This window comes from Mucilaginibacter sp. (assembly GCF_025359345.1).
GTDB lineage: Bacteria > Bacteroidota > Bacteroidia > Sphingobacteriales > Sphingobacteriaceae > Mucilaginibacter.
The window spans coordinates 1-19,472 of record NZ_JANYGQ010000018.1; the positions used below are offsets into that span (position 1 = coordinate 1).

21 protein-coding genes are annotated in these 19,472 nt (G+C 44.8%); 6 read left to right on the plus strand and 15 right to left on the minus strand.

From position 1 onward, the window contains the following. Positions 1–107 precede the first annotated feature (107 nt). The 4 genes from Q0R52_RS10515 to Q0R52_RS10530 all read left to right on the plus strand — a co-directional run bounded on the left by Q0R52_RS10515 (position 108) and on the right by Q0R52_RS10530 (position 3,293). Positions 108–620, plus strand: coding sequence for a glutathione peroxidase (locus Q0R52_RS10515; RefSeq protein WP_295794613.1), 513 nt, complete (start codon positions 108–110; stop codon positions 618–620). 144 nt (positions 621–764) lie between these two features. Next, positions 765–950, plus strand: a complete 186-nt coding sequence (locus tag Q0R52_RS10520; RefSeq protein ID WP_295794614.1) for a hypothetical protein — start codon at positions 765–767, stop codon at positions 948–950. 108 nt (positions 951–1,058) lie between these two features. After that, entirely contained in the window at positions 1,059–2,771 is a 1,713-nt protein-coding gene (locus Q0R52_RS10525) for a sodium:solute symporter (RefSeq protein WP_295794615.1), read from the plus strand. A gap of 210 nt (positions 2,772–2,981) precedes the next feature. Continuing rightward, complete coding sequence (locus tag Q0R52_RS10530; RefSeq protein ID WP_295794616.1) at positions 2,982–3,293, plus strand: hypothetical protein; 312 nt, start codon at positions 2,982–2,984, stop codon at positions 3,291–3,293. A 35-nt stretch (positions 3,294–3,328) separates the two neighbouring features. On the opposite strand, the gene Q0R52_RS10535 is transcribed toward Q0R52_RS10530, so the two are convergent. Further along, on the minus strand, positions 3,329–5,542 hold the full coding sequence (locus Q0R52_RS10535; protein ID WP_295794617.1) for a DUF5916 domain-containing protein: 2,214 nt from the start codon (positions 5,540–5,542) through the stop codon (positions 3,329–3,331). Positions 5,543–5,991: 449 nt separating this feature from the next. On the opposite strand from Q0R52_RS10535, the gene Q0R52_RS10540 reads away from it, so the two are divergent. Continuing rightward, positions 5,992–7,290 (plus strand): hypothetical protein, encoded by a 1,299-nt coding sequence (locus Q0R52_RS10540; protein WP_295794618.1) that lies wholly within the window; start codon positions 5,992–5,994, stop codon positions 7,288–7,290. A 10-nt stretch (positions 7,291–7,300) separates the two neighbouring features. Here Q0R52_RS10540 and Q0R52_RS10545 read toward each other — a convergent pair whose 3' ends face one another. The 8 genes from Q0R52_RS10545 to Q0R52_RS10580 all read right to left on the minus strand — a co-directional run bounded on the left by Q0R52_RS10545 (position 7,301) and on the right by Q0R52_RS10580 (position 14,669). Next, on the minus strand, positions 7,301–7,744 hold the full coding sequence (locus Q0R52_RS10545; RefSeq protein WP_295794620.1) for a hypothetical protein: 444 nt from the start codon (positions 7,742–7,744) through the stop codon (positions 7,301–7,303). A 123-nt stretch (positions 7,745–7,867) separates the two neighbouring features. Continuing rightward, the gene (locus Q0R52_RS10550) at positions 7,868–8,611 is read right to left on the minus strand and encodes a C4-type zinc ribbon domain-containing protein (protein WP_295794621.1); all 744 of its coding nucleotides are present in this window, start codon (positions 8,609–8,611) and stop codon (positions 7,868–7,870) included. Further along, positions 8,611–9,708 (minus strand): Nif3-like dinuclear metal center hexameric protein, encoded by a 1,098-nt coding sequence (locus Q0R52_RS10555; RefSeq protein WP_295794622.1) that lies wholly within the window; start codon positions 9,706–9,708, stop codon positions 8,611–8,613. The genes Q0R52_RS10550 and Q0R52_RS10555 overlap by 1 nt, the downstream gene beginning before the upstream one ends. A gap of 254 nt (positions 9,709–9,962) precedes the next feature. Beyond that, a complete protein-coding gene (locus Q0R52_RS10560; RefSeq protein ID WP_295794623.1) occupies positions 9,963–11,393 on the minus strand; it encodes an alpha-L-fucosidase in 1,431 nt (476 codons plus the stop codon). A 121-nt stretch (positions 11,394–11,514) separates the two neighbouring features. Beyond that, the gene (locus tag Q0R52_RS10565) at positions 11,515–12,558 is read right to left on the minus strand and encodes a histidine kinase (RefSeq protein WP_295794624.1); all 1,044 of its coding nucleotides are present in this window, start codon (positions 12,556–12,558) and stop codon (positions 11,515–11,517) included. A gap of 40 nt (positions 12,559–12,598) precedes the next feature. Then, positions 12,599–13,018 (minus strand): c-type cytochrome, encoded by a 420-nt coding sequence (locus tag Q0R52_RS10570; protein ID WP_295794625.1) that lies wholly within the window; start codon positions 13,016–13,018, stop codon positions 12,599–12,601. Between the two features lie 5 nt (positions 13,019–13,023). Continuing rightward, positions 13,024–13,554 carry a YceI family protein gene (locus Q0R52_RS10575; protein WP_295794626.1) on the minus strand — a complete coding sequence of 177 codons (531 nt, stop codon included), beginning with the start codon at positions 13,552–13,554 and terminating at the stop codon, positions 13,024–13,026. A 95-nt stretch (positions 13,555–13,649) separates the two neighbouring features. Then, the gene (locus Q0R52_RS10580; protein WP_295794627.1) at positions 13,650–14,669 is read right to left on the minus strand and encodes a metallophosphoesterase; all 1,020 of its coding nucleotides are present in this window, start codon (positions 14,667–14,669) and stop codon (positions 13,650–13,652) included. 219 nt (positions 14,670–14,888) lie between these two features. On the opposite strand from Q0R52_RS10580, the gene efp reads away from it, so the two are divergent. Further along, positions 14,889–15,449 carry an elongation factor P gene (gene efp, locus Q0R52_RS10585; RefSeq protein WP_252793576.1) on the plus strand — a complete coding sequence of 187 codons (561 nt, stop codon included), beginning with the start codon at positions 14,889–14,891 and terminating at the stop codon, positions 15,447–15,449. Between the two features lie 46 nt (positions 15,450–15,495). On the opposite strand, the gene Q0R52_RS10590 is transcribed toward efp, so the two are convergent. The 6 genes from Q0R52_RS10590 to Q0R52_RS10615 all read right to left on the minus strand — a co-directional run bounded on the left by Q0R52_RS10590 (position 15,496) and on the right by Q0R52_RS10615 (position 19,445). After that, a complete protein-coding gene (locus Q0R52_RS10590) occupies positions 15,496–16,083 on the minus strand; it encodes a YdeI family protein (protein ID WP_366520883.1) in 588 nt (195 codons plus the stop codon). 29 nt (positions 16,084–16,112) lie between these two features. Further along, the gene (locus tag Q0R52_RS10595; protein ID WP_295794628.1) at positions 16,113–16,679 is read right to left on the minus strand and encodes a DUF4256 domain-containing protein; all 567 of its coding nucleotides are present in this window, start codon (positions 16,677–16,679) and stop codon (positions 16,113–16,115) included. Between the two features lie 31 nt (positions 16,680–16,710). Beyond that, entirely contained in the window at positions 16,711–17,091 is a 381-nt protein-coding gene (locus Q0R52_RS10600; protein ID WP_295794629.1) for a DoxX family protein, read from the minus strand. A gap of 2 nt (positions 17,092–17,093) precedes the next feature. Next, positions 17,094–17,567 (minus strand): SRPBCC domain-containing protein, encoded by a 474-nt coding sequence (locus Q0R52_RS10605; protein WP_295794630.1) that lies wholly within the window; start codon positions 17,565–17,567, stop codon positions 17,094–17,096. Between the two features lie 6 nt (positions 17,568–17,573). Beyond that, complete coding sequence (locus tag Q0R52_RS10610; RefSeq protein WP_295794631.1) at positions 17,574–17,897, minus strand: metalloregulator ArsR/SmtB family transcription factor; 324 nt, start codon at positions 17,895–17,897, stop codon at positions 17,574–17,576. Positions 17,898–18,134: 237 nt separating this feature from the next. Then, a complete protein-coding gene (locus Q0R52_RS10615; protein ID WP_295794632.1) occupies positions 18,135–19,445 on the minus strand; it encodes an amidohydrolase family protein in 1,311 nt (436 codons plus the stop codon). Between the last annotated feature and the right edge of the window lie 27 nt (positions 19,446–19,472).

Here is a 19,472-nt window from a genome sequence, read left to right on the forward strand (position 1 = left end):
TACAAAACAAAAAATGACACAAAAAGAGGATGAGTACTTAGCCAAGCGAAATTTTATTAGTTAGTTTTACGTAAATTATTATCGAAAACTATCAATTATTACCAACCATGAAATTACTTACGTTAATATTAGCCTTCTTCCTGGTATCGGCCCCAGCATCGGTTTATGAATTTAAACTGAAAAGCATCGATGGCGAAAACTTTTCATTAGCCAAATACAAAGGCAAAAAAGTTTTGATCGTAAACACAGCATCAAAATGCGGCTTTACCAAGCAGTATAAAGATTTAGAAGCCCTTGCCGAAAAATATAAAGGCAAGCTGGTAGTAGTAGGTTTCCCGGCCAATAACTTTGGCGGCCAGGAGCCAGGCACCAACCAGGATATCAAAACCTTTTGTCATGATAACTTTAACGTAACTTTCCCTATGAGCGGTAAAGTAAGCGTTTTAGGTTTAGATATTGACCCATTGTTCCAATACCTAACCACCGCCCCAAACCCAGAGTTTACCGGCGATATTAAATGGAACTTCGAAAAATTCCTGATTGACGAAAACGGTAAATTGATCCACCGTTTCCGCTCGGCAACTACACCATTATCTGCTGATATTACAAAATATTTGTAAGCGATAGAATAGGACTTATACAGGCCCCCGGTTTACGGGGGCTTTTTAGTTTTTCCGCCCGCGGAAAGCACAAAACAATTAACACTCCCCCTATTGTTATCCACCATTTAATATTTATTTTTGTGCCATAATATACCTGCAATTATGAAACACCACGAAGAAGTTAAAACTAACGATTCACTATATTACCTTGTAGGCTTGCTTACCGGCCTCATTATCGGTGTAGTAATAGATACTACTTTTGTATTGATCCCAATCCTTGGCGTCGTAGGCTTGCTGTTTGCAGGCTTCTTCCTTAATGTATTTGTTAGGGGACGTGGCAACGCCTGATCCGGAACTGCCTTCATTTATTCGTAGCTGGAACCAGTTTTACGGCATTGTAGCCGGATGGCTGGTCCTGTTGATCTTCATTTTCTGGCTCATTACCATCCTTTTTGAATGAGCTTAACCGACTGGATAGTTCTTGCTGCAACGCTGCTAACCATCGTTATTTATGGCGTTTGGAAAAGCGGCGTCAACAAAAACATCGACCAATTTTTAATGGGCGGCCGCTCCATGCGGTGGTACCACGTCGGGCTATCGGTAATGGCTACGCAGGCCAGCGCCATAACTTTCCTTTCTGCACCCGGCCAGGCCTATTCCGACGGGATGCGATTCGTGCAGTTTTACCTCGGTTTGCCGCTGGCCATGATCGTGCTTTGTGTAACCTTTGTGCCCATTTTTCACCGGCTGAAAGTTTATACCGCTTACGAGTTTTTGGAGAATCGGTTCGACCTTAAAACACGGGCACTTACATCCTTTCTGTTTTTAATACAAAGGGGGCTTTCAACGGGCATTACTATTTACGCGCCATCCATCATCCTATCGACCATATTAAATATCAACACCGTTTACACTACGCTGTTTATTGGCAGCCTGGTGATATTTTATACCGTTTATGGCGGCACCAAGGCGGTGTCATACACACAGCTTCTGCAAATGAGCATCATATTTTTAGGGATGTTTTTTGCCGGCGTGCTGGTAGTACACCTGCTGCCCGGCAATGTAGGCTTTGGAAAAGCCGTTAAGCTTGCGGGCAAGCTGGGCCGTATGAACGTTATCGATTGGAAGTTTGACCCTAACAACCGTTATAACATCTGGAGCGGGCTGATAGGTGGCTTCTTTTTACAGCTCTCCTATTTCGGTACCGACCAAAGCCAGGTGGGCCGTTACTTAACCGGAAGTTCGGTTGGCCAAAGCCGCCTGGGACTGATCATGAACGGCCTGCTGAAAATACCCATGCAGTTTTTAATTTTACTGATAGGGATTTTGGTGTTCGCCTTTTACCAGTTTAACCGCCCGCCAATGTTTTTTAACCGTTACGAGGTGGAGCAGGTAAAAGGCAGCAGCTACTCGGCACAATACAACAAACTCGAGACACAATACGCCACAGCGTTTGAACAGCGCAAAAGCAAATCAGAAGCACTGATAAAAGCTTTCGACAGTAAGGACCAGGCCCAGATAGCCCAAGCGCAATCGGAATTAAAAGTTGCCGACAAACAAACTACCGATATCCGCAAGGAAGCCATTGGTGTCATGAAAAGAAATAACGCCAAAGCCAACGGCGACGATACCAATTACGTGTTCCTCAACTTTGTTACCCACTACTTGCCCCGCGGATTAATAGGCTTGCTGGTGGCCATCATCTTCCTTGCTTCAATGGGCTCAACAGCCAGCGCCTTAAACTCGCTGGCATCAACCAGCGTGGTTGATATTTATAAGCGCATCATCAACCCCGGCGCCAGCGACCAAAACTACCTCGATGCCTCGCGCCTGGCAACCATTTTTTGGGGCATTGTTTGCGTAGGGATGGCGCTTTACGCCAGCAAGGTGGGTAATTTGCTGGAGTTTGTAAACCAACTGGGGTCATATATTTACGGCACCATCCTCGGGGTATTCGTAGTAGCTTTCTATCTCAAAAAAATACGGGGCAATGCGGTGTTTATTGCAGCTGTGATTACCGAAATCCTGATTTGCGTCCTTGGCTATTTTGAGGTAGTGGCTTATTTATGGTTAAATGCCATTGGCTGTATTTTGGTGATATTTATTGCGGTGGGAATAAATCCTTTGTTTCCGGAAAAAGTGGTCGGGAAGAAGGTGGAAGTGTTGTAATACCTATTTCGTTAATAATCTGCTCATCAGATGATTGTTTTTCAGATAAAACCCAACGATCAAAGCAACGGCAAGCCACTATATCAATCCCTCGATGCAAAAATTTGTCCTTTTAAGTTTGTGATTAAATAATTTACTATCTTTCATTTTGTTAGCTATCTGCTAGCCCCACAATTGGACTTCGGCGCGGAGCATACAAATAGTAGAAAAATGAAAGAGGTCGAAAAAAAGGTGGTTGGTTATAGTATTATGGTAATTTTATTATTTGCAGGGCTTGTATACGGGATAATAAATAATATTAACGCCAAAAGGGAACTTAGATTTTATGAATACGTAGATGCTACCGTAATTGAAAGGGATGCTGGGCGAAGCCATTCTAATATTTACGTTGAATTCGTTTATAAAAGAAAACGCATACAAAGTGAATTTTCAACTCAAGTAGATACTTTTAAACTCGGTCAAAAAGTGCTTTTGAAAGTTTCTAAAAGATATCCTGATAAATTTATTCAGTTCATCCGGTAACTAACTAATTTGGATGTCATCGTGCCACGCCCCCCCTAAAACTGCTTCAAAAAACTAATCTTCGCTATCATCGATTGATTTTTAACCGGGGTATCCTTAAAGTTATTTTCGTTATAAACCAGGTAAATAAAACTTAACGGCGCGAACTCCCAGCTGGCCCGGGCGTTCCACTGGCCAAGCTTGCCGTAGGAATTATACTGGTAATACGCAGATACCTGCACCTGCGGGTTAAGCGCAGCGCGCAACTGGGCGTTGTACAGGTTGGTGCGCAGGGCAACCTTATCCAGCCCGAAATCCTCAAACTTTTGCAGGGTATAATTGGCCGATACAGCGATCATCGGGCTGGGCGCATACCGCATCCCCAGCACTGCAGACTGCATGGTTCCATTGTAATACTGACCAAAGTTAAAATCGCCCAAAAATGAAAATTTCTTTGATTGGTCCGACTGGTAAGTAAGCTCGTGCACGGTATATGAATAGTTGCGCTGTGCCAGTTTAACACCCAGCAGGCTAAAATCGAAGTTGATATTTTGCCAGTTAGGCCTGATGGCGTATTGCACCACACCGCCGTTGTTCAGCACCACGTAAATTGGGTAAATGTACAGATCGGCCTGCTGGAACTTAAAATCGCTGGCGTTTTGGTAATAGTTTACGTCGAACCCAATTTCGGCCTCGCGTATCCAGCTCCACTTTTTGTTTTTGGGCCGCAGGGAAATAAACTCAACCGTTTGGTGATAAATCACATTATTTTGAAAAACAAAACCCATTGCCGGGTTATACTTCTGCGATATAAACTCGTTCTGGTAGTAAAAAAAGAACTTGTTATCGAAGTATTTTATCTTAAAATAATTGGCAAAACCCAGGCTATCGGGGCTGTTATTGTTTGATACCGATGTTAGGTATTGAATGCTTAACGTATTGCTCGGTCTAACCAAACCATCCACCGTTAATGTGCTGTTGTTTTTGGTGTTGAAGCCTTTGCGTGGGTCAGCCTCGTCAACCCGGTCGGTAAACATTACGCCGATGTTATTTTCCTTGCCATAGTTTTTAAGATAGCGCAGCACGCCAAAATCGGCAGCGCCCTGTTCGGATGTGCCTTCTTGGTGCACGTATAGCGAGGCAAAGGTTCGGTCTTTTGTGCGGTCGGTAAAGCGCAGCCCGGCGTCGATAGGTACGGGCTTAGCGTTAAACTGGGTATTTGAAAGCCCGATGCTGCGGCTGAAAAATGGTTTCAGTCCTTCGATACTTGCCCCGGCAAACACGCCCTGGTCTTCCAAAAAAAACTGCCGCTTTTCTGGAAATAATACATTAAAACGGGTAAGGTTGTTCACCGCCTGGTCAACCTCGGCCTGGGCAAAATCGGTATTCAAGGTTAAGTCGAATACAGCATGCGGGTTTACGGCCCATTTGGCTTCGCCGCCAAATTTAAGCGTGCTGCTGTTGGTGGTTACGTTATTGCTGTTGGTGCTTTGCGAGTACTGGTATAACGAATACGGCTGCACCCTGATATTGGTTGAAGGAGGCGGCAGTTGCAATCCTTTCAGTTCGGCCCCGTAGCTCATGCGGTATGGCGAGTAGGTTTGCGGGATAGCCGGGAACACCGTTTGTTCGTTGTCCCGCCGGGCAATGCGAGAGAAAGTAAGGTTCCACGAAACAGAATCGTTGCCGTGTTTAATGTAGCGCAACGATTTAAACGGGATAGCAAACTCGGCATAGTAACCGCTGTCGGTAACTGTGGTTTTAACCTTCCACAGGGCGTCCCAATTCACATCCTGCAGTTGGTCGTCAAACACCTGCATGTCGCCCTGTGTGCCCAGCGGCGTAGCCTGGAACGACACACAAAAGCGCTTAAGGTTCTGCGGGTCGAGCTGTATCATAAAAACATCGTTATCAGGTGTAAAATCACGGCGGTAGTCCTGTACCCGCACACCTTTTTTGCCGGCCGTATCTTTACAAAACACACCGAAGTACAGGTTCTTTTTATCGTACACAATTTTAACGAAGGTTTTATACAGGTAAGCGCCGCCCTGCCGCGGCTGCAGCTTAAAAAAATTGGAGATAACAGGAGCCAATTTCCAGCTTTCTTCATTCAGCCGGCCATCTACTACAATATTGTCTTTGGCCTCGATAGCGTAAACTACCGGCGCTTTAACGGGCGGCGAGAAATTGAGGCTGTCCTGCGCCTTAGCCGCAGTTGAAAGCAGGATAAAAGCCAATATGATTTTCGAGGTGGTAATAAATGCTTTCACAATAAATTGGATTAAAGAGGGTTTGGGGTTTGTTAAATCAAAGTTGAGGTTAAAGCGCCGTTAGACCTATTCAAATAGCTTTCAAGAGAGATTCAAATGCAATCAGGGGATTAAGATTCGCTATCAAGACAGGCCTGCGACCTTTGCTGATGAGTGTCGCCCCGTTGGGGCTGGGGATATCGCTACGGTGTTATTTTGGGTAAAAAAGAATATCAAATTTACGTTTTCACAGCCCCAACGGGGCGGCGTCCTCCAGCGCAGGTCGCAGGCCTGCGGTAAGAAATTCAAATGCAATCAGTGGGCATCTTCCCGTCCGCAAAGAGCCATCAGCTCGGCCCATGTTGTAGCGCCGGGTTTTAACCCGGCGCGAAATGAGTTTTTTGTAACGAAACCCCTCCCTCAAACGTCATAATCATTTAGTAACTTAATGCCGTTATTGAAACCGTAAAATGGGTACCGAAAAGCCATACATAGTACTTTGGCGGGAGCTGGCTGAACAGGCCCTGAGCTGGGAAAACAGCGGCAACTGGGGCGACTATGATTTCGAAAAACTAAGCGAACTGATTTTCGAGAAAACGCAAACCCGCCTTAGCCTCTCAACCCTGAAACGTATCTGGGGCAAAGTTCGGTATGATAATACGCCAACCATCATCACCCTAAATGCATTAGCCCGTTTCCTTGATTTTGCTGACTGGCGCTCGTTCAAAAAACAAGCCGAATTAGACAAAGTAAAGGCGCCCGCCGGAGAACCACAGCAGGCGGTAAAACGCAGAAAACTATCGATGCCGGTAATTTTCACTATTGCGGGATTGGCCGTTGCGGCCTACCTGGTATTATCACTGGCTGCAAAACGCGCACCTGCAATTATAACCAATGCACCTGTAAAATTCAGCGCCAGGGTCGTGAGCGATAAAATGCCGAATTCTGTAGTTTTTGATTACGATGCCTCGGCTTATCATAGCGACAGCGTGTACATACAGCAAAGCTGGGATCCCAAACGGCGAGAAAAAGTTGCCGGCGACGGGAAGCAACATACCTCTATTTATTACGTGCCCGGGTATTTTAACGCCAAACTGGTGATTAACGGACGAATAAAGAAAGAGCAGCCGGTATTCATAAAAACCAACAGCTGGCTGGGCCTTATTGACAAGGACCCTGTGCCCAGCTACCTCAATAACGACTCCATCCACATGCCCGGTGCGCTGGGAATAACCGCGCGCCAGTTCGAAAAAATAAAGGGTGCCCCGGTGTTTAATGGATCGGCGGTTTACTTTTACAATTTACGCGATTTTGAAGGGCTTGCGAGTGATAATTTCAATTTTGAAACCACGCTGCGCAATACATCTTTGCCCGAGCAGTCATCCTGCCGCAAGGTGTTGGTTGAGATTATCGGCACAAAAAACGCAATCGATATACCTCTTTGCGACAAGGGCTGCATTGCCAACCTGCAATTATCAACTGGCGATAAATATATATCCGGAAAGACAACCGACTTAAGTGCCTTCGGCTGCGATTTCGCCAACTTTCAGCACCTGGCCTGTGTTGTGCAAAACCATAAGTTTACTGTAAGCCTCAATGGCAAAGAGATATTCACCACAGCCGTAAACCAAAACATCGGCAAAATAGCCGGCATCCGCATCGGGTTTGAAGGGCCCGGAGAAATTAGGAATGTTAAATTGGGGGATGATAAGCGGGTGTTTTATGCGGAGGACTTTGGTGGGAAGCGGGTATTGGCTGCCATTAAATAGTGGCATTGTTTCAATCGGCCTCAAATGATAGCTCCAGCAAGTCAGTGCCCATTCGTTTGCCGTCGGTGCTGCTTTTGTAAAATATCCTAATAATTAAAGTGAGTGTATTAGTTGTAAGTGTTTTGATTTTTAATTCCATGTTACTCTCTTTGTCTGGGATTTTTATAACAATAGCGTTGTTAACTATTTCATAAGCTGCCTGTTGCGATTCTTTTTTATACCGGTCGGGGTAACTGGTTAAAAATTTCTCGTTCGTTAAATCCAGTATATCAATTTTATCAAAGCCGCCCATTCCCGCCCTAGGCAACGGTTTGAAGCTTTTAAATTTCCAGATTTTATGGATCGTTTTTTTCATTGCGGTATCTGCGGCCGGTCTTTTTCCGACTAAACTTTTTGCGTTAACATATATCAGCGAAAACGCAAGCATGGAAAATAAAGCGACTGTGTAGCGCATATTTGTTTATTGGCATTAACAAGGTAGCTATTTTGGCGGAGATAAAGACAAACAAAAAAGGCACCCATCACTGAGCGCCTTTCAAATGTTTTATTCCCCCTTTAGGGGGCTAGGGGGCGGGGCTTATGCCTCTTCTGCTTCCAAAGCCATTTGCTCGTCAACCAATATACGGCCGCAATGTTCGCAAACGATTATTTTTTTACGCTGGCGGATATCCGACTGGCGCTGTGGCGGAATCTGGTTGAAACAGCCAGAGCATGAATCGCGCTGGATGGTTACCACTGCAAGGCCATTTTTTGCATTTTGGCGCAGGCGGTTGTAAGCAATCAGTAAACGCTCGTCGATGTTGACAATTGCCTTATCAGCAAGGGCTGTTAATTCGTTTTCGTCTTTCTGTGTTTCAGCAGTGATGGTACCTAATTCAGCTTTCTTGGCGTCAAGGTCGGCTTTGCGCGATTCCAAGTCGGCAAGGGCTTTTTCATAGATCCCGGTTTTTGATGCTATCTCGAAACCGAACTCCCTGATCTTTTTCTCACTTACCTGTATATCGAGTCCCTGTATCTCAATTTCTTTCGAAATTGCATCATACTCGCGGTTGTTTTTAACCTCGTTAAGCTGGGTCTCATATTTTTTTGTGTTTGCCTGCGCATCCTTTATCAGGTTTTTGCGGGTAACAATATCATCTTCCAAATCATCCAGCTCGGCTTTAATTTTTTGTATACGGGTTTCAAGACCTGCAACATCATCTTCAAGGTCGGCAACCTCCATAGGTAATTCACCTCTAACCTGGCGAATTTTATCAATCTTGGTGTGGATAGTTTGTAGCTCGTATAAAGCTTTAAGCTTCTGTTCTACGGTTTGTTCCATTAAATAAAATATTTGACGGGGTTTGTATTTACTTCTGTTAAACGGACGGCAAAGTTAGTAAAATTTTTTGTAATAATTTCATACAATAATTGCTGCGTAAATTGCTCACTTTCAAAATGTCCCACGTCGGCAATCAGCACCTTTCCATCAGCATCAAAAAACTCGTGATATTTGTAATCGGCTGTTATAAAAACGTCGGCTCCTGCGGCAATGGCCTGTTTTAATAAAAAGCCTCCGGCCCCGCCGCATACCGCTACTCTTTTAACGCTTTTGCCCGTATATTCAGTATGGCGGATAACGTGGCAATGCATTTTTTCTTTCACATGGTATAAAAATGCTTCTTCGGCCAGGGCATTATCCAGCTCACCTATCATTCCCGAGCCAACCTGCTGATTTTGATTAGTGAGGCTGTATAAATCGTAAGCTACCTCCTCATAAGGATGGTTTAAAACCAGGGCCATTAAAATTTTACTTTCCAATATGGCGGGATAAACTGTCTCGATGCGCACCTCGTTTTCCAGGTGACGCTTGCCCGGCTCGCCAACATATGGATTGGTTTGGTCATTCCCTTTAAAAGTGCCTGTGCCTTCGGCGTTAAAGCTGGTTTCGCTGTAATTGCCAATGTTCCCGGCGCCGGCTGCAAAAAGAGCATTACGCACCGCATCGGCGTGGCTTTGCGGAGCATAAGTAACCAGTTTTTTTAGCAGGGTATGCTTTGGCGATAGGATACGACAGTTTTTCAACCCCAGCGTTTCACATATTTTAGCGTTTACACCCGCCATCATGTTATCCAGGTTGGTGTGAATTGCATAAATGGCGATGTTGTTCCGGATGGCCTTCTCCACCACGCGTTCCACATAGGTTTTGCCGTTAAACTTTTTTAATCCACGGAAAACTATCGGATGATGCGATACAATTACCTGGCAGTTGGTGGCAATAGCCTCGTTAACCACGGCCTCAGTACAATCAAGCGAAACCAGCGCACGGTGCACTTCCATTTCCGGGCGACCAACAATCAGTCCGGCATTATCGTAATCTTCCTGGTAAGCCAGGGGGGCCAGGCTTTCGAGGTATGATGTAAGTTCTTGTAGTTTCATAATGACACGAATTGATTGGGCACGAATTTCACGAATTGAATCGAATTACACGAATTGGTTTTAGAATGTCTAATTGTTCAGGTCAAATGTAGGGGCGTATTGCATACGCCCGATGCACGCAGTTCGCCAAATATAGAACCTGTCGGGACATAGATAAGTCACCTGCGCTGTGTGGGCGAATGCAATTCGCCCCTACAATCAAACTCGTCGCCCCGTAAAATTCGTGTAATTCGATTCAATTAGTGAAATTCGCGTCAATATTTTATTTTAAATCCCGCTGCGTATGCTAATCCGCTGTTATTTTGCAGCGCCGCAGGTATCGTAACGTTAATTACATCGCCATCCTGTTTCCACTTCAGTTTTTGCTTTACTCCCAATAGCGTAAGTTGCTGCACCTTTCGTGCATTGCCGGGTTTAATGCTAACAACAGGGGGCAATATCAGCCCATTCTCGTTGCCCAGCAAAAACGCATATTCGTTACTTCCGCCATTAGTTTGGGTGAAAAATATATCCCCATCCGAATATGGTGCAATGGCTTTTGATGCATAAATCCCCTCACCGTTAACTTTTATCCATTTGCCAATGTCGGCCAGACGTTTGTAAGCTTCGGGGTCCCAATCGCCGTCGGGGCCGGGCCCGATGTTCATCAACAGGTTGCCGCCGCGCGATACTATTTTTACCAGCAGCTGCACTATCTGTTGCGATGATTTGTATTTGTCGCCAGGTACATAACTCCAGGAGTTGCCCATGGTTATACACGACTCCCATGGGTAGCTGAGGGGTGCTGCGGGCACCTGCTGCTCGGGCGTGGTGTAATTTTCGTATGCACCAGGCACAGCGCGGTCAACCATTATTAATCCAGGTTGGTTGGCGCGGGCCATTTTAGCAATTTTAGGCATATCAATGTCCTGGTTGTACCTGTTGCCCATCTCGTGCGCCAAAGCCGAATCGGCTTTTCTTAACGGGCGCACCCAGCCGCCATCCATCCACAAAATATCTATTTTGCCGTAGCCGGTCATCAGTTCCTGTAGCTGGTTATAAGTAAAATCTTTAAACTGCTGCCATCTTTCAGGGTATTTGGCCGGGTCATAATTTACGTTCCGGTCTTTAGGTGGAAAGTACGGCCACCAATAATAGGGGCTGTGCCAGTCGGGTTTTGAAAAGTAGGCGCCTATCATAAAATTTTCCTTGCGAAAAGAGTTGAATATCTCCTTCGCCACATTGCTCTTCGGATTGGTTGAGAACGCCGTTTTGGGGCTGGTTACCTTATAGTCGGTTTGTTTGGTATCAAACATACTGAACCCGTCGTGATGCTTGGTGGTAAAAACCACGTATTTCATACCGGCATCCTTCGCGGCCCTTACCCATTTATCGGGGTCGAAATGTGTGGGGTTAAAAGTAGTTTGCAGGTTTTCGTATGCTGTTTTATAAGTGTTGTAGTCGGCGCCATAAGGGCCTTTGCGCTGTGTCCAGCCCTCGTCCTCGGGGCAAAGGCTCCAGCTTTCAACCACGCCCCATTCGCTGTATGGCCCCCAATGCATAAACAGGCCGAACTTTAAATCCTGCCATTGCGCCAGCTTTTGTTGAACGGCCGGATCATCAGGTGGGGTGTATTCGGCATGCTGCTGGGCTTTGCCGGAATTTATAACAAACAGTAGAAACAGAAAGGCGAGGATTGATTTCATAAATGGCACTAATTTAATGAAGGGCACAAATTTTCACGAATTTAAACGAATTACACGAATTGGAGGCGACTAATTGCATATAACAGGAATTTTGCCGGGCATAGATTAATGAGTTTTAATATTATGCCCCTGCTAAAATTAAAATAACCTCAAAACAGTCTTCCTTTTCGATTATGGTGAGTTCGTGCCTGTAGGGGTACAAAAGTTCCAACCGCCTTTTGGTATTGGCAATTCCCAATCCCAATGCCTTTTTTGATTGGCCGGTAAAGGCGTCTTTTGTATTCGTTATGGTAAAAAAGAGCATATCCCCGCTGTAGGTAAGGTTGATCTCTACCACATTGCGGCCGTTTTCATTAAATCCAACGTATTTAAAAGCATTTTCAATAAAAGAGATCAATAAGAAGGGCGCTATTTTAACATTGCCATCTATCTTCCCTGTGTAAAACGATACTTTAATTCGCTCGTCAATTCGGCTTTTTTGTATGGCTACGTAATTTCTTATGTAGTTCAGTTCCCTGTCTATGTCGATGTAGTCTACGGTGCATTCATATAGCTGGTACCGCAGCATATCCGAAAATACAAGCAACATATTCCTGGCCTCTTTATTCGATTTGTCGATATACCCGTAAATGGAGTTGATGGAGTTGAACAGGAAATGCGGGTTAAACTGAGCACGTAAAAAATTAAGCTCATTAGCCGACTTCTCTTTTTCAACTTGTTCGATATACAGTTGCGACCGGATTTTTTCGGCAATCATTTTGCCTGTTAATATCACCAGCACCCAAAAAGTGATATTAACAAATGAATTGCAGAATATTGAAAAGTAATTGAAGCGGACATTGCCCCGATTAAAAATATATGTACTAACAAATTCCGATACCGGCACCCTTATCGCCGAGGTAAAGGCGATGCCCATGATGAAACATATACCAAACCTTATATACCTTTTTTTATTTAACAGGTAAGGAATTGTATACGAGGCATTAAGATAGTAGTTGGCTGCAATAAATATGAGGTAACAAAACTGAATGGTTATTGCGCGGGTTAAAACCAGCGTGCCATTCCGGAATATAAATACCCAAAAAAAGTAGGCCACAAGCCAAAATAAGAGGTGGTACCACCTCTTATTTATTTTAAATAAAAAATCTGTTGCCTGTTGCATCATACCCCCTGGTTATGTAACCCGGTAAAATTATTCGCTTTTATTATTTCTGATCGGCGCCATCAGGAAATGCAACCCCTTTATGGCAGGTGTTGCAGGTAACGGTGAGCGTGGCGCTGCCAAGTGCCGGGTGCTTGATTTTAAAATACTTCTTGTTGATCCCCAAAGTCATACGCATCATAGCGCGGGCAATTTCTTTTTCGGGTTTGGCATCGCTCGCGAAATCAAGGCCATGGCCGTCTTTGGCATCGGCGTGGCAAAAACCACAGGTTACGCCAAGCCCGTCCTCAAAATCATCGGTCATTATCCCCTGTAATTCTTTTGAGCTGATGTTTTTTGGCAACACTTTTAAGTTCACATATTGCACCTGTTCCCGGGCTGGGCTGAATGACGAGGCTACTGCCAATGTACAAACCAAGCCGGCAATTAAGCCAACGGCCGCCAATTTTCTATTTACTTTCATAACATTTAAACTTTAGCAGCGTGCACATTTAAAACAACTTCAAGCTCGTTTGATATGGTACTGGTACCACCAACCCCAAAATCTTTCCGGTTTATTTTAAACGAGCCTTTAAACAGGTAGCCGTCATCGGCCGGTGAGGCAGTAAATGGGAACGAGATATTCTTTGATTTACCTTTTATGGTTAAGTGCCCACTCATTGTGAATACGCCTCCTTTAGCGGCAATTTTAGTGGATAAAAAACGGATACGCGGGTAGTTATCTACGTCAAAATAGCTGTCTTCCTTTAAATGTTTATCGCGTAAACTGTTATCGGTGTTTATGGTTGATGCGTCTATGGTTACATCAAAACTGCCGGCTGCCGGGTTTTGAGGGTCAAAGTTTATACTTCCCAGGAAACCGCCGAAGCTTCCGTGTACATCAAACCCAAAGTTGCCTATCGTAAACTTCAGCGACGATTCTTTATCAACGGGTTTGTATTGGGCGGAGGCCATTTTGGCCGCCGCAATAATCAAAAAGAACAAAAAACATTTTTTCATGAACAATGGAATTGACAAGCGCAGTATTTAAGAGGGCTGCCGTGCACCAGCAAATCCCGTCTTAATATGCGGTTGATTGATAATTTAAAGATGTGTTACTGACCGCCTGTAACAGCAGCGGCTTCAATAAGCGGAATATCTGTTATGGCCAGCGTATGGTTGTTTTCAACGTAGTGAACGCTCGTTAAACCCAGCAAGGTCCTCAGCTTTTCAGCAGGTACCTTCATCGGACCGGGCGATGGCGCCGCTCCGGGTGCGGGTTGCGGAAATGCCGTTGAATTGGCGGTATGGAAGGTAATATTGCCTTCCACTTTTTGAATGGTTTGGTGTATGTGGCCATTTAACACCGATACCGAACCAAAGCGTTTAAGGAATGAAAGGGCCAGCGCGCTATCCTGGGTCGCCCATCCCCATTGCGGATAGATTGCCCACATCGGTATGTGCGCAAAAACCACTATCGGCGTGCTGCTTGAAAGGCCTTTAACGTCGTTTTCCAGCCATTTCAATTGTTCAGCGCCAATATTACCAAGGCCGCCGTCAACATGGTTAGTAACATTTACCAGGCCTATAAAATGCACTCCGTTCGAGTCGAAGCTGTACCAGCCATCCCCTTTGGTGCCCTTGCCGTATCGCTCCAGGTAAAGCTTGCCGTTATCTGTCCAGTCGTGCTCACCGGGGACATAAAATATTTTTTCGGTTTTTACACTTTTTAATGATTGCTCCAGGGTGTCGAACTCATCGGCCTGGGCAAGGTGCGAAAGGTCGCCGGTATGCAATACAAACGCCGGCGCCGAAGGCATGGCGTTTATTTTGGCGATGGTAGCCTGGAGGGTGCCTACAACATCAGGGTTTGCGGGTTTGGTAAACCCAATGTGGCTATCACTTATCTGGGCAAAGCTGAAATCGGATTTTGGCATTAACAGTCCTTTCTTCAACCCACCCGTAGTTTTATCAATCATTTGGCTCATGCCGTACGACTTTAGTATCCCGCCCGACATCATCCAAAGTACGCCGGTACCAGCCCAGGCCATACATTCCAGGAAACCTCTGCGGTCAATGCCGTCATTGTTTAAATCCGGGGTGTGCTCATCTCCGGGGTGAATGTGATTTTTCATGATTTCGATTTTTAACTGTTTGTTTAATAGGCACGAAGGAAGATGAAATTGGGCTGGCGCTGAAAAATTTTACATGAACACGGTTAAATACTTGATGAAACCAGGGTTGATATTGTCGTGGTTATTTAATATGCCAGCAGACGGGTAACTGAGATTTTTTTTGCCTCGCGTTTACAATAACTTAGTTTATATTTGGCGCCACATTTAACACGCATTTTCATGGCAAAGGCATCTGAAATTAAAGTAGGGAATATATTACGCTATAATGGCGAACTGGTAAGCGTTACCGAAGTCCTGCATCGTACACCCGGTAAAGGCGGGGCGTTTTACTTAGATAAGTTTCGTAATATCAAGACCGGCAAAATTGTAGAGGCCCGTTTAGCCACTGACGAACAGGTTGAAATTTGCCGGGTGGAAACTAATGACTTTCAATACCTTTACCAGGAGGGCGATTTTATGGTGATTATGGATAACACAACCTATGATCAACATAATGTTTCGAAAGCGTTATTCGGCCCGTCGGCAAAATTCTTAAAAGAAGGAATGAACGTAATTGTTTCTTTTGAAAGCGAGGAGCCTATTATGGCCCAAGCCCCCAACTTCGTTGAATTAGAAATTACCTACTCTGAGCCGGCTGTTAAAGGCGATACATCATCGGGCGCGCTGAAAAACGCCACTACAGAAAATGGGGTAGAAGTAAAAGTGCCTCTTTTTGTAAACCAGGGCGATAAGATAAAAGTAGATACCCGCACCGGAGAATATATAGAACGGGTAAAATAGGTTAGCACAAAATTATCGAATTGGCGGGGTTGGATTTTTCGTGACACTAATCATCCAGCCCCTTACCGTCCAATATTTGCGGGATATACTTTTCAACCCTTGCTTCGCGGGTTTTGGATTGTTTGGCCTGCGAAAAATGAAGCAGGTACCCTTTTTGCCGCCCAGGGGTGAGTGCCTCAAAAGCAGTTTTTAGGGCGGGAATCCGGTCTAGTTTATATCGAAATTCATCAGGCATACTGAATTCATCGGTCTTTTTAAATTCAACCTTTAAGCCAGCTTTTTCCACTTCAATGGCCTCGTGAATATAGGCCTTCAAAGTTGCTGTCAATTCTACTATTTCGTCGATATTGGTGAACCTTACCTGGCGCGCCGACTGCACATTTTCCGTCTGTTGAACCAGGATACCCTCAACATCATTTAACAAGACTCCTTTAAAAAACAAAAACGCGCAGTACTCTTTAAATGTGTGTATTAAAACAATGTTATTGCCCTGCCATGTATAACAAGGGCAACCCCACTTCATCTCTTCGGTTAGCCCGCAATCAAGCGCAATCGCTCTTAATTTTTCAATTTCTTCCTGCCATTTTTTGGCCTTGTTGAAATAAAAATCAACTTTTGGATTAATTTCATTCATTGTTATAATACCTGGTTTTAGTGTGCGGTTTATACTCTTAGCGAACCCCGGAAGCCCCTGGCAGCATAATACGAATCGGCGCCGTTGTGATAAATAAAAACCCTGCCATAACGAAAATCGCCCAAGATAGCGCCGCCAAGCCTGCGGACATCGGCCGGAGTTTTCAACCAGCTCGACGTTTTTGCGTCAAAACTTCCCAGTTGCTGCAACTCGCGGTACTGTTCTTCGGTTAAAACTTCAACGCCCATGTCGGCAGCCAAATCAATTATGCTATTTGCCGGTTTAAATTCTTTCCTGGCATCAAGCGCCTCGCGATCGTAACAGAGACTCCGGCGGCCCTTTGGGCTTTCGGCCGAACAATCATAAAAAACATATTCGTCCTTTTGTTCGTCGTACGCAACAACGTCCGGCTCGCCGCCTGTGTTTTCCATTTCATCGAGCGACCATAACTTTTCGGCATTAGCTTCCAGCTTTGCCTGTACTTGGGCCCATTCTACTCCCTTATGGCGGTTCATGTTTTTTTCGAAACGGGCTTTCAATATGCTGAGCAGTTCTTCCCGCTGCGCTGCAGAAAACGCCTTTTTACTATTGTTCATGCCTGTTAAAATAAAATCTTGTGGGTTATTCTTAAATAGCTGAAATAATCTTTCTGTCAGCAGGCCTTAAATACCAGGATAAAACAGTAAAAATGGCCAGTACGAAAGGGGCAATTATTTGAACAGAAACATCACTGCTGGCAATATGCGAAATCACCGCTCCGCTCATTACAAAAAATATACCCGCATAAGCCCGTTCCTTAAGCAATTTAAAACCCGGGATTAATATCGCAATTATGCCCAGCATTTTCCAAACGCCGATAAGTGAAATAAAATAGATGGGGTATCCAAGCGGTTTAAAACCCTGCACAACCCCTTTTACCTGCATGGCCTGCGCCAATCCGCCCGAAAAAATACAAAAGGATAATATTATCGTAATTATCCAATACCAAAGCGTCTTTCTCTTTTCCATGTTTATAGTTGTTTTAATTTGCTTACCATATCCTGCAGCCGGTTGTGTGCCATGTTTATTCCCTGGGCGAATGGCAGCTTCAGCACCTGGTCGCGTTTTTCGCCCGACTCATATATTACGTGCATATTAAGCTTGCTGGTACCCTCGGTAACGTGTTCAAATTCACAAATCTCAAGCTGAACGCCAAATGGGGCGTTTTCCATTTCAAACGTCCGGGTTATTTTCCTATTTGGGCTAACCTCATGTATTACTCCATTGGCCTTAAATACCACGTTTCCTTTGGGGTCGCTTGTCTCAAACTGGTAACTGCCGTACTTTTTACATTCAAGTTTAAGCACTTTGGTTCCCATCCATTGTTCAATAATTTCGGGCTCTGTAAAGGCTTTAAAAAGCAAGGCCAACGGCAACTCAAATTCCCTTGTAATGGTTAATTCCTGTTTTCCGTCTTCGGCATTAATTTTTGTTTTTAGTTCCATGATAGCCTATTCTTTTATGATGTAATTTTTCATAATGGTTTCTAACAGATTGAACCGGTCATCCCACATTTTACGGAAAGGTTCAATAAAATCGGCTACCTGTTTCATGCTTTTTGCGTTTATGTAGTAGTAAACTTCCCGCCCATTTTGTTTTTGTTCAAGCAGCCCGCACTCGGTGAGTATTTGCAAATGTTTTGAAACTGTGGGCCTGGCAGTGTCAAAGTTTGCCGCAATGGCGCCGGCCGTCATTGATTGTGCGGCTACCAATAGTAGTATAGCCCGCCTGGTTGGGTCGGCTATGGCCTGGAAAACGTCTCGTCTTAAATTCATTATGTAGCTATTTGGCTACAAATATATGCGTAGCCATTTAACTACGCAAATATTTTTTAATTTTTTGTCGATTAGCTTGAAATGAAGGAAAGGTGGTTTTTAGATTTTATTCGAATTACGGGAGCGTCGCTGCGTATAACAGCACTTACATGGCCGGTTATTTAATAAATAGATATTTAGGGTTTTACGTTACTGTTTTCCTGAATTCCAGATGATTAGCACGAGTATTTGAGGAAGTTACTTCCCACCAATCTCATCCTTATAAACCACACCGCCCTTCATTACAAACTGCACATGTTCCAGCGCTGTAACATCAGCCAATGGATCGTTTGTCACCGCAATGAGATCGGCGTATTTGCCCGGGGCTATGGCGCCTGCTTTATTTGTCCAGCCTAACAGATCGGCGGCGTTGAGTGTTGCTGATTGTATGGCTTGCATTGGAGTAAGGCCGAACTTAACCATGTATTTAAACTGTCTGCCGTTCCAGCCGTGCGGGTATACACCGGCATCGGTGCCAAAAGCAATTTTAACACCGGCCTTAACAGCGCGTTGGAAGCTAAGCCGCTGCGCCTGGCCAACCAGTTTTTCTTTATTGATGATTTTTGCAGGGGTGCCATGCTTGGCGTAGTCGCTCATGATGTACTCATCATTATAAATATCGGCCACCAGGTAGGTGCCGTGTGCTTTCATCAGGCTGATGGCTTCGTCATCCAAAAAGCTGCCATGCTCTATGGATGCCACGCCTGCTTTGACGGCCATTTTTATAGCGATAGTGCCATGCGCATGGGCACACGCTTTTTTACCCCACAGGTGCGCCTCATCAACAATGGCATCCATTTCGGCCTGGGTATATTGCGGGGCACCAACACTCTCCTCTTCAGTAAGTACACCGGCACTTGCACCAAACTTTATTACTTCGGCGCCGTATTTTATATTATACCTCACCTGTGCACGAACTTCATCCACACCGTTTGCTACGCCGCTCATTTGTTTGGGACCTGTAAATTCAAGGTAAGGTGAAAAGCCATCCAAATCGCCGTGACTGCCGGTACTACCGATAAACAATGTTGCAGGTTGGATTCGCGGACCTGGAATGTCGCCATTATTAATCGCGTTTTTCAAGGCAACATCCATAAACGCCGCCGAACCAACATCGCGACAGCCTGTGAAGCCGGCATCGAGCGTTCGTTTTGCGTAAATGTGGGCTACAATGGCGTAATCTATAGGTGTTTTGCGGAAGAGATCGTCGTAATAATTTTCGCCGGGCTGCGCGGTTAAATGGGTGTGGCAATCAATAAGGCCGGGTAAAACCGTGGCATTGCTTAAGTCGATTACTTTTGCGCCTACCGGGATTACAATATTACTGCCAACTGCTTTAATGGTATCATGGTCAATAAGTATCAGTTGGTTCAACAGTACTTTGCCTTGTTGCACATCAACAAACCGGCCGGCCTTGATAACTTTTATTGTATCTGTTTGTGCCGAACTGTATAAAGCAAAAAAAAGCATCATAGCGGTAATGATGCTTTTGCAATAATATTTATTCATGTGCTATTGGGTTAAGTGTAACCCAAT